General features: G+C 62.8%; 6 protein-coding genes and 1 tRNA gene. 1 reads left to right on the top strand and 6 read right to left on the bottom strand.

Going from position 1 to position 6,820, the window contains the following annotated elements; all coding sequences use genetic code 11:
- Positions 1-356: 356 nt before the first annotated feature.
- The 6 genes from KW830_RS21000 to cysS all read right to left on the bottom strand — a co-directional run bounded on the left by KW830_RS21000 (position 357) and on the right by cysS (position 6,068).
- A tRNA-Ser gene (locus KW830_RS21000) sits at positions 357-449 on the bottom strand.
- 54 nt (positions 450-503) lie between these two features.
- Positions 504-1,769, bottom strand: coding sequence for an aspartate kinase (locus KW830_RS20995; protein WP_066538935.1), 1,266 nt, complete (start codon positions 1,767-1,769; stop codon positions 504-506).
- A 102-nt stretch (positions 1,770-1,871) separates the two neighbouring features.
- On the bottom strand, positions 1,872-2,819 hold the full coding sequence (gene tilS / locus KW830_RS20990) for a tRNA lysidine(34) synthetase TilS (RefSeq protein WP_218334303.1): 948 nt from the start codon (positions 2,817-2,819) through the stop codon (positions 1,872-1,874).
- A 173-nt stretch (positions 2,820-2,992) separates the two neighbouring features.
- On the bottom strand, positions 2,993-3,964 hold the full coding sequence (locus KW830_RS20985) for an acetyl-CoA carboxylase carboxyltransferase subunit alpha (RefSeq protein ID WP_066538942.1): 972 nt from the start codon (positions 3,962-3,964) through the stop codon (positions 2,993-2,995).
- Positions 3,965-4,010: 46 nt separating this feature from the next.
- The gene (locus KW830_RS20980; RefSeq protein WP_066538943.1) at positions 4,011-4,670 is read right to left on the bottom strand and encodes a DNA-3-methyladenine glycosylase; all 660 of its coding nucleotides are present in this window, start codon (positions 4,668-4,670) and stop codon (positions 4,011-4,013) included.
- An 18-nt stretch (positions 4,671-4,688) separates the two neighbouring features.
- Complete coding sequence (gene cysS, locus KW830_RS20975) at positions 4,689-6,068, bottom strand: cysteine--tRNA ligase (RefSeq protein WP_066538944.1); 1,380 nt, start codon at positions 6,066-6,068, stop codon at positions 4,689-4,691.
- Between the two features lie 202 nt (positions 6,069-6,270).
- Here cysS and KW830_RS20970 point away from each other — a divergent pair, with 202 nt between their 5' ends.
- On the top strand, positions 6,271-6,795 hold the full coding sequence (locus tag KW830_RS20970) for a tetratricopeptide repeat protein (protein WP_306304386.1): 525 nt from the start codon (positions 6,271-6,273) through the stop codon (positions 6,793-6,795).
- Positions 6,796-6,820 lie beyond the last annotated feature (25 nt).

Below are 6,820 nucleotides of genomic sequence, written 5' to 3'. Positions count from 1 at the left end.
AATCTGAGCCAGGATCAAACTCTACAGTTCGATCTTGAATTTAAAGTCTTTCGACTACTCACTCACTTGACGGAATCAAGAAAGATTTCTCTTTCCTCATTACTGTTTTTGTGAGCGTTTGTTTAGTTCCGAAGAACATTTGGCAATCGCCTTCAAACGCCCACGCTTATCGGCTGTACATTTTTAATGATGCGATTCAAACCAGAACTTCTGTTTTGAATTCAGTCCGCTGCGATCAGCGAAGCCTTGTATTGTAGCACAACTTTTGTTGTGCAGATCAAAGTTTTTAACTTTTTGCAAACATCCAGAAGATGCTTGCAAAAAGAAAAAAGCCAGAAGGCTTTTTTCTTTGATCTTGGCGGAAACGGAGGGATTCGAACCCTCGATGAGGCTCTACACCCCATACTCCCTTAGCAGGGGAGCACCTTCGGCCACTCGGTCACGTTTCCGCAATAACGCTATTGTAAGCAGCTTTTTGGGCCGCTTTGACGAAGTTGCGAAAATTATTCGCTTTTGTCCAGACCGAAGGCCGTGTGCAGGGCGCGCACGGCCAGCTCCAGGTACTTCTCATCGATGACGACCGAGGTCTTGATCTCGGAGGTGGAGATCATCTGGATGTTCACGTTTTCCTTGCTCAGCGCTCGGAACATGGTGGACGCCACACCCACATGGCTGCGCATGCCGATACCGACAATGCTGACCTTGGCGATGTTGGGATTGCCCACCACTTCGGCAGCACCCAGGGCGGGCACCACTTTTTCACGCAGCAGGTCCATGGCACGCTGGTAGTCGCCCTGGCTGACGGTGAAGGAGAAGTCGGTCTTACCTTCCTTGGAGATGTTCTGGATGATCACATCCACTTCGATGTTGGCATCTGCCACAGGACCCAGGATGGCAGCCGCCACGCCGGGGGTGTCGGGCACGCCGAGCACGGAGATCTTGGCTTCGCCGCGGTTGAAAGCGATGCCGGATACGACGGCCTTTTCCATTTTTTCGTCTTCCTCAAAAGTAATCAGCGTGCCGGACTTGGCCTCTTCTTCCAGATCGATGTCCCAGGGCGTGAAGCTCGAGAGCACGCGCATGGGCACCTTGTACTTGCCGGCAAACTCCACCGAACGGATCTGCAGCACCTTGGAGCCCAGGCTGGCCATCTCCAGCATCTCTTCAAAGCTCACCGTGGTCAGGCGCTTGGCAGCAGCCACCACACGGGGGTCGGTGGTGTAGACGCCATCCACATCGGTATAGATCAGGCATTCGGCAGCCTTCATGGCAGCCGCCACGGCCACAGCCGAGGTATCCGAGCCGCCACGACCCAAGGTGGTGATGTTGCCGTCGGGATCGATCCCCTGGAAGCCGGTGACGATCACGACACGGCCGGCTTCCAGATCGGCGCGCACGCGGGCGTCGTCGATGGATTCGATGCGGGCCTTGGTGAAGCTGCTGTCGGTGCGCACGGGCACTTGCCAGCCGGCGTAGCTGACCGACTCCATGCCTTCCGCTTGCAGCGCAATGGCCAGCAGTGCCGAGGAGGCCTGCTCACCAGTTGCCGCCAGCATGTCCAGCTCACGGTAGTACGAAGTCTTGGGGCTGTTGGGCGCCAGCTCGCTGGCCAGACCCAGCAAACGGTTGGTTTCGCCACTCATGGCGCTGGGAACCACCACCATTTGGTGGCCGGCCCGAGCCCACTTGGCCACGCGCTTGGCGACGTTGCGGATGCGCTCGGGAGAGCCCATCGAGGTGCCGCCGTATTTATGAACGATCAGTGCCATTGGATAACAGGGGTGACGAAACTGCAGGGTACGGCGCTGAATGAACGGTGTGCTGTTTTGGCGCGCCGCCGGATTTCGTACTTCAGATAAGTGGACCAAAACTCAGGGATTGTACCAACCGAGCCGCGCGCCTTCTCTCACCACAAACCCGCATCCCACCTTGATATGGATGCGGTGGCCTCGCGTAGTGCAATGGCGGATCTGCCGCAGCAGCTCCTGGAGCTGCGCCGCCGACGGCGTGGCGCCGTGAAACTGCAGCAGCCACTGGCGCAGCACGTGGGCCTGGCGCTCGGGCGGCAACGCCTGCACCGCCTTGATCTGTGGCGGAACCCCCACAGTCTGCAGATCAGCCTGCGCCTGGGCCGCCAGCACCTGCTGGGCCTGGGCCGCGTGCTGGCTGCTGCGTGCAAAAGTGTCGCGAAACTGGGGAAACACCTGCTCCAGCACCGGCAGTAGCTGCTGGCGGATCCGGTTGCGGGTGTAGCGCAGATCGGAGTTGCTGGGGTCTTCCACCCAGCCCTCGCCCCGGTCGGTCAGCCACTGGCGGACATCGGCCCCGGCCACCTGCAGCAGCGGCCGGTGCCAGTCCAGCCCTGCCCGCTGCCAGTGCCGGGGCATGGCCGCCAGACCCGGCAGACCGGCGCCACGGGACAAGGCCAGCAGCAGCGTCTCCACCTGGTCATCCGCATGCTGGGCCAAGGCGATGCTGACCATGGGCCGGTCGAAGGCGTGCAGCGCATGCTCGGTCAGTGCGGCATAGCGGCGGCGGCGGGCCGCATCTTCGGGACTGTCCCCCGGCGCAGGGCGCGCATCCACCTGCACCACCGCCAGCGGCACCTGCAGGCGTTCACAGGTGGCGCGGCAATGTGCGGCAAAACCATCGGCCGCAGCCTGCAAGCCATGGTGCACATGGATGGCATAGACCTGCCCGGGCCAGCGCTGCGCACAGGCATGCAGCAGCGCAGAGGAATCCGCCCCTCCACTGTAGGCTACGGCCAGAGGCAGCGCGGGAGCGAAAGCCGCCATGGCAAAGTCGACCGACTGCGTCATACCCCGCCTCCCTCGCAAGCCACCCACACCACCGGGTTGCGACCGCCCTGGCCCACCCGTCCATCGCGCCAGGGGCACGGCGTCGCTTTTTCTGCGCAAGAAAAATGGCCCCGCAGGGCCATGGTCAAGGCGGTGTGCACAGCGTGCCCGTCCGTCATTGCCGTGCCAGCGGTTTAGCTGGCCTTGGTGTCGGTGAAGCGACCATAGCTTTGCAGGCGCTCGTAGCGGCGGTCCTGCAGCTCCTTGGGCTTCAGGTCCGACAGCTGGCGCCAGGCATCGGCCAGGGCACGCTTGAGGAACGATGCCATCTGCTTGGGATCGCGGTGTCCACCACCCACAGGTTCGTTCACGATCTTGTCCACCAGGCCCAGGGCCTTCAGGCGGTGGGCGGTGATGCCCATGGCTTCGGCGGCTTCCGACGCCTTTTCGCCGGTCTTCCACAGAATGGAAGCGCAGCCTTCGGGGCTGATCACGGAGTACACCGAGTACTGCAGCATCAGCACCTGGTCGGCCACGGCAATGGCCAGCGCGCCACCCGAGCCACCTTCACCGATGATGGTGGTGATGATGGGGGTCTGCAGCTGGGCCATCTCGAAGATGTTGCGGCCGATGGCTTCGGACTGGCCGCGCTCTTCCGCATCGATGCCGGGGAAGGCACCGGGCGTGTCCACAAAGGTGAACACCGGCAGGTGGAACTTCTCGGCCGTCTTCATCAGACGCAGGGCCTTGCGGTAGCCCTCGGGGCGGGTCATGCCGAAGTTGCGCAGCGCGCGCTCCTTGGTGTCACGGCCCTTCTGGTGGCCAATGACCATGCACGGCTGGCCATTGAAGCGCGCCAGACCGCCGATGATGGACTTGTCATCCGAAAAATGGCGGTCGCCGTGCATCTCGACAAAGTCGGTGAAGCACTCGCGCACATAGTCCAGCGTGTAAGGCCGCTCCGGATGGCGCGCGATCTTGGTGATCTGCCAGGGCGACAGATCGCTGTAGATGTCCTTGGTGAGCTGCTGGCTCTTCTTGCTCAGCTGGTCGATTTCTTCCGAAATATCGACAGCGCTTTCGGTCTGCACATAACGCAGCTCTTCGATCTTGGCTTCGAGTTCCGCGATGGGCTGTTCGAAGTCCAGAAAAGTCTTTTTCGCCAAAATTATTCTCCTTGTCCCGGCCACGCCAAGGGGCCTATGGAACGTATCAATAGGTCACAGGCTGCGGGTCGAGCGAGCGCCAAATATACCAAGTTGCCACGCTGCACCATGGTTTCCAGGCCTCAGCGACTTCACGGACATCGCTGCGGCTGACGGCTTCGCCCGAGAAATAGTTCTCGCTGATGCCCTTGAGCAGGCCGGCGTCGTCCAGCGGCAGCACATTCGGACGCAGCAGGTAGAACATCAGGAACATCTCGGCCGTCCAGCGGCCGATGCCACGGATGGCGGTCAGCTCGGCAATGATGGATTCGTCATCCATCTCGCCCCAGGCGTCCACATGCAGGCGGTCTTCGGTGAAGTGCACGGCCAGGTCCACCAGATAGTCCACCTTGCGGGCAGACAGACCGGCGACGCGCATGTCGTCCACCTTCAGGCGCAGCAGCTGGGCGGGCGTGAGCCCTTCGGGCAGCAGCGCCAGCAGTTTTTTCCATTGGGCAGAGGCCGACTTGGCCGCCACCTGCTGGCCCACGATGGAGCGCGCCAGCGTCACGAACGCGTCGCCGTGCGCCATCAGCGCTTCACCGGGGTATTGGGGGATCAGGCGGCGCAGCACCCGGTCTTTCTTGACCAGGTGCTTGCACGCCTCTGCCCAGTAGGCCGCAGCATGCTGCGGCGGCACGGGCAGTTCTTTCGGAGAGGGAGCCATGGGAGTTGTCCTGCGCCCTTACTGGGCGGCCTCCCAGGTGGTGCCCGCTGCGGAGTCCTTGAGCACGATGCCCTGCTCCAGCAGTGCCTTGCGGATGCGGTCGGCCTCGGCCCAGTTCTTGTCGGCCTTGGCGGCAGCGCGCGCGGCGATCTGCGCCTCAACGGCGGCCGCGTCCACCCCTTCGGTGCCGGCCTGCAGGAATTTCTGCGGATCGTCCTGCAGCAGGCCCAGCACGCCGCCCAGCGCCTTCAGCAGACCGGCCACTTCCGGCGACTTGCTGCGATTGACCTCGGCGGCCAGCTCGAACAGCACGGCCACCGCTTCGGGGGTGCCGAAGTCCTCGTCCATCGCGGCCTGAAAGCGCGCAGCATGGGTGTTACTCCAGTCGATCTGCACCGGCGCCGCAGCCACCAGACTCAGTGCCGTGTACAGGCGCTTGAGGGCGCTGCGGGCATCGTCCAGGTGAACATCGCTGTAGTTCAGCGGGCTGCGGTAGTGGCTGCGCACGACGAAGAAACGCACGGTTTCGGCGTCGTATTCCTTGAGCACATCGCGGATGGTGAAGAAATTGCCCAGCGACTTGGACATCTTCTCGTTGTCCACATTGATGAAGCCGTTGTGCATCCAGGTCGAGGCCAGCGGCTTGCCGGTGGCGCCTTCGCTCTGGGCAATCTCGTTCTCATGGTGGGGGAACTGCAGGTCCGCACCGCCACCATGGATGTCAAAGCTCTCGCCCAGCAGCGCGCAGCCCATGGCCGAGCATTCGATATGCCAGCCGGGGCGGCCTTCGCCAAACGGGCTGGGCCATTTCACATCGGCTGGCTCTTCAGGCTTGGAGGACTTCCACAGCACAAAGTCCAGCGGATCGTGCTTGCCATCCTGCACGGCCACGCGCTCGCCCGCATTCAGCTCGTCCAGCGACTTGCCGGACAGCTTGCCGTAGCCAGGGAACTTGCGCACGGCGTAGTTCACATCGCCATTGCCGGCCTGGTAGGCCAGGCCCTTTTGCTGCAGCGTACCGATCATGCCCAGCATCTGCGGCACATAGTCGGTGGCGCGTGGTTCGTGGTCGGGGCGGGCAATGCCCAGCGCATCGGCGTCCTGGTGCAGGGCCGCGATCATGCGGTCCGTCAGGCTGCGGATGGTTTCGCCGTTTTCCACCGCACGCTTGATGATCTTGTCATCGATGTCGGTGATGTTGCGCACATAGGTCACGCGGTAGCCGCTGGCACGCAGCCAGCGCTGGACCACGTCGAACGCCACCATGGAGCGCGCATGGCCCAGGTGGCAGAGGTCGTATACGGTCATGCCGCACACGTACATGCGGACATGGCCAGGCTCGATCGGCGAAAACGCTTGCAGTGCACGCGACAGCGTGTTGTAGATACGCAAACTCATCGGGAGGTGTGTCTCAATCACAGAGGGAGGGGAGAAAGCGGCAGGACGGTCCGGCCGCACATTCCCAGCAGCGCAAAAGGGGTGCCCTGGCGGCCTTTGCTGCGCACAGCGGCCCGACACCCCCTCAGCTACAATGCGTCGCAGTATAAAGCCCCCCGTGCGGGGGTGCCCCCATCTCCTCGAAAGCACCTACTCCATGTTCATGCGCCGCTCTCCCTCCTCTGCCCTGCGCGCCTTGGCTGTGGCCGCCTTGCTGGCGGCAGGCGGCGCGGCCCAGGCTGACGACTACAGCGATGTCGCCAAGCTGGTGCGCGCCGGCAAGACCGCCGACGCCATTGCCAAGGCCGACCAGTACCTGGCCAGCAACCAGCGCGATCCGCAGATGCGCTTTCTGAAGGGCACGGCCCAGGTCGCGGCCGGCCAGACCGAAGAGGCGATCGCCACCTTCACGCTGCTGACCGAGGAATATCCCGAGCTGCCCGAGCCCTATAACAACCTGGCTGTGATCTATGCCGGCCAGAACCGCCTGGACCAGGCCCGCAACGCGCTGGAGATGGCCGTGCGCAACAACCCGAACTATGCGGTGGCGCACGAGAACCTGGGTGATATCTACACCCGCCTGGCGCAGCAGTCCTACACCCGTTCGCTGCAACTGAGCGGCAACAACGCCCCTCTCAAACTCAAACTGTCCACACTGGGCGGTGTGCTGCAGCCCGCAGCCAAGTGATACCCCTTGGCGGGCGGACAACCGC

The sequence above is a fragment of the Comamonas sp. CMM03 genome (assembly GCF_019218715.1).
Lineage (GTDB): Bacteria > Pseudomonadota > Gammaproteobacteria > Burkholderiales > Burkholderiaceae_C > Comamonas > Comamonas terrigena.
This window is presented reverse-complemented; position numbering and strand designations above follow the sequence as displayed.